2 protein-coding genes and 1 pseudogene are annotated in these 3543 nt (G+C 45.9%); all 3 read left to right on the forward strand.

The genetic code is table 11. The features are described from left to right. Positions 1-691: pseudogene (locus BG32_RS14550) on the forward strand (cytidylate kinase); the annotation flags it as partial. Beyond that, the gene (locus BG32_RS14555; protein ID WP_121527031.1) at positions 663-2378 is read left to right on the forward strand and encodes a S1 RNA-binding domain-containing protein; all 1716 of its coding nucleotides are present in this window, start codon (positions 663-665) and stop codon (positions 2376-2378) included. The pseudogene BG32_RS14550 and the gene BG32_RS14555, both read left to right, overlap by 29 nt. Further along, positions 2378-3543: ribosome biogenesis GTPase Der (gene der / locus BG32_RS14560; RefSeq protein WP_121527032.1), on the forward strand; the 1166-nt coding region annotated here is incomplete at its 3' end. The genes BG32_RS14555 and der, both read left to right, overlap by 1 nt.

The following is a 3543-nucleotide window of genomic DNA, read 5'->3' on the forward strand; positions in this document are numbered from 1 at the left end:
ACATGAAGGTGTCGCAATAATCAGGGCTCATGGAATCGACCCTGCTTCGGAAGAGAAATTACGGCGTGTTTTCGATGAAGTAATAGATCTGACCTGCCCTATAGTGTACAATGTATTTAGCCTGGCTGTAGATCTTCAGCGGCAAGGCAGTTTTATTGTGGTATATGGAAAGAAGAACCATGCCGAAGTAACTGCTCTTTCAGGTAGACTGAATAGGTATCTCATAGTCGAACCCGGAGAGAACTACGAGAAAGTTCTAAAAAAACTAGAAGGACTTGACCAAATTGCAATTGTCTCTCAAACGACAATGAGCAGTCTGGATTTTGAGAACTTCTCAGGGTTCGTGAAATCGCATCTTGGAGAACGTGTCGCTGTTTATAATACGATTTGCAAGGTTACAATACAGCGTGAATCTGAAGCCGAACGTCTGGCAAAGATTTCCGATACGGTAATTGTGATAGGTGGAAAAAACAGCTCAAACACAAAGAAACTGGTAAAAATAGTCCAAAGACTCGGTAAGAGGGCACTACATGTAACAGACCTGACTGATCTTCCTCAAGGCGATATGGGGAAGGTTGCCATAATTAGCGGCACATCAACTCCGTACGAGCAAATCCAGAAGATACTGGATTACATAGACAATAAGAGGGAGGTAACCAACAATGGAAGAGAAAATGAATCGGCAAGATGAAAACCTGAGCATGGAGGAGATATTTGAACAGATGGATGTTTCCTCAGCAAGGAAGGGAAGTAGAAAGGATGCAGAGGTTTTCTCCATTCAGCCAGACGGCTTGATGGTGATCATGGACGGAAAGCTAGACGGGTTCGTACCCGCGGATCAGCTGGTAAATGAACTGGAAGAGTACAACGTTGGAGATAAGATAGAAGTCATGGTCATTAAGACTAACGAAGAAGAGGGAAGAAGTACTGTCTCCGAGAAGAGGGTCCATGCTAGACAGGCAGTAAGCAAGGTTGAGAAGGCCTACAGAGAAGGAAAAGCGATTGACGGAAAGATCGTTTCAGAAACAAAGGCAGGATACAACGTCAGATTAGTTAAGACGGTCCCGGCCTTCCTACCCGGATCCGAGTCGGGTATCAGAAAGGGAGATCCCGCCCCGGAGGGAACGTTGAAATTCAAGGTAATAAGGTTCAAGAGACAGAGGAACGGCATAAACGTTGTTGTTTCTCTGAGGGCATTCCAGGAAGAAGCTATCAAGGCTTACTTCGAGACGATCGAAGTCGGTCAGGAGCTTGAAGGAACGGTTGAATCTATCAAGAACTTCGGCGCCTTTGTCAAGCTCAACGACAACGTGACCGCTCTTATTCCAGCATCAGAGATGAGTTGGGATCCCAGTGTAAGAATCAGCGATCTTCTCAAACCTGGGCAGACAGTCAGGACCAAAGTAATCGGGGTCGATGAAGCTGAGAAGAAAATCTCCCTTTCTCTCAAGCAGATGACTGAAGACCCCTGGTCCACACTGAAAGACAGGTATGAGGTTGACTCTACAGTAGTGGGAACCGTTAAGAATATCACTCCATTCGGATTCTTTGTTTCGCTCGAACCCGGAGTGGAGGGTTTGGTTCACATCTCAGAAGTCTTCTGGGGAAACATTAAGAAGGATCTCAAGAGCGTTGTGGAAGTGGGAGACGAAGTCAAAGTAACCATCAAGGAAATCAATGAGGAAAAGAGAACTCTCTCTCTTTCTTACAGAGAAGCTATGGGAGATCCCTGGCAGAACATAGGCGACAAGTACAAGGAAGGTGACATCCTCAAGGCGAAGACTGCAAAGGTACTTCCTACCGGCGTCATTCTCGAGCTTGAAGAGTACGTCTCGGGATTTGTACCGGTTTCCGAAGTTTCCTGGAACTTTGTCGACAGAATCGAAGATGTTGTAAAAGAAGGAGACGAGATAGAAGTCAAGATCCTTTCAATAGACACCGTAAACAGAAGAATGAGACTGAGTATAAAACAGGCCTATTCTGACCCCTGGGAAAAGGTTTCGGCTGAACTATCGGTCGGTGATCACGTGACTGGAACTGTCACAAGGCTCACAAAGTCCGGCGCGATAGTCTTGATTGACTCTTACGGAGTTGAAGCCTTCCTTCCTGTCTCTCAGGTTTCTCTAGAAAGGACAGAGAATATCGAAGATTCCGTACAGGTTGGTAGACATGACCAGTTCAAAATAATCAGGCTTGTCTACGATCCCGACAACGACACAAGAAACATGGTAGTTTCCATAAGACAGCTCATAAAGGACAAAGAGGCTGCCGAGACTGATAAGGCCCTCAAGGATCTGAACGGAAATGGATCGGTTAACTCCAACAGTTTGGGAGAAATGATAAAGAACCAGCTCGAGGAAGAAGGAGAAAGCCTCTAGTGGCTACCGTCCTGATAATTGGACGACCAAATGTTGGGAAGTCAACTCTCTTCAATAGGCTTGTTGGTGGTAGAAGGGCCATAGTTGATGATATTCCCGGTGTGACGCGTGATTTCACTGTGGGTAGAGTAAACTGGCAGCAGCGAACATTTCAGCTTGTCGATACCTGTGGCCTTTTCGAAAATCCCGAGAATATAGTTGAAGAAAAGATGAAAGAGGTCACCCTCGAACTACTGAGCGAGGGTGACCTTATTCTGTTCGTTGTTGATGGAAGATTTGGCCTCACTAGTGCTGATCAGGTACTGGCGGACTACTTGAGAAAGCAGAGAATCGAAGTAATCTTCGTTGCAAATAAGGTGGAGAATCCAGAGTCTTTCTATTCAAATATGGGAAACGAGATCTTTTCACTTGGTTTCGGAGATCCGATCAAGATTTCTGCCGCTCACGGACTCAATATCGACTTACTTCTCGACGAGATTTTTGAGAGGCTGGAAACATTGGGCCACTCTGTCTATCTAGAAAGCAATGACGAATCTGAGCTCAAGATTGCGATTGTTGGGAAGCCCAACGCTGGAAAATCCTCGATCTTCAACTGGATTGTCGGAAGCCCAAGGAGTCTAGTGACGGAAGTGCCCGGCACAACTCGTGATACTGTTGACGAGACTGTAGAGGTTGATGGCATTCCAATCACATTTATAGACACCGCAGGAATTAGGAAGAAATCCAAAGTAAAAGTGATGAACGTAGAGTACTACAGTGTCATGAGGGCAATCGATGCACTCGAGAGATCGGATATCATCGTGATGGTGATGGATTCGGCGGACGGGGTAGGAAATCAGGATCAGCGAATCGCTGGCCTGGCAGAAAAGAATGGCAAGGCGACAGTTGCGGTTTTCAACAAGTGTGATCTTGCAGATGAAAGAAGAAGAAAGGCACTGCTAAGAACCTTCAAACAGGATCTCTATTTCATAGATTACAGCCCGGTGATCTTTACCTCTACACTGACCGGCGAAGGAATGGACGAGCTAATCGACAGCATAAAGCTGGTAAGCAAGAAGATCGACCTTAGATTACCTACCGGACTTCTTAACACCATTCTTCAAAGATACTCTGAAGGGACCCCTGCCCCAGGTAAGGGGAAAAAACGGGGCAAGATTTATTATGG

This window comes from Mesotoga sp. HF07.pep.5.2.highcov (assembly GCF_003666285.1).
In the GTDB taxonomy this organism is placed as follows: domain Bacteria; phylum Thermotogota; class Thermotogae; order Petrotogales; family Kosmotogaceae; genus Mesotoga; species Mesotoga prima.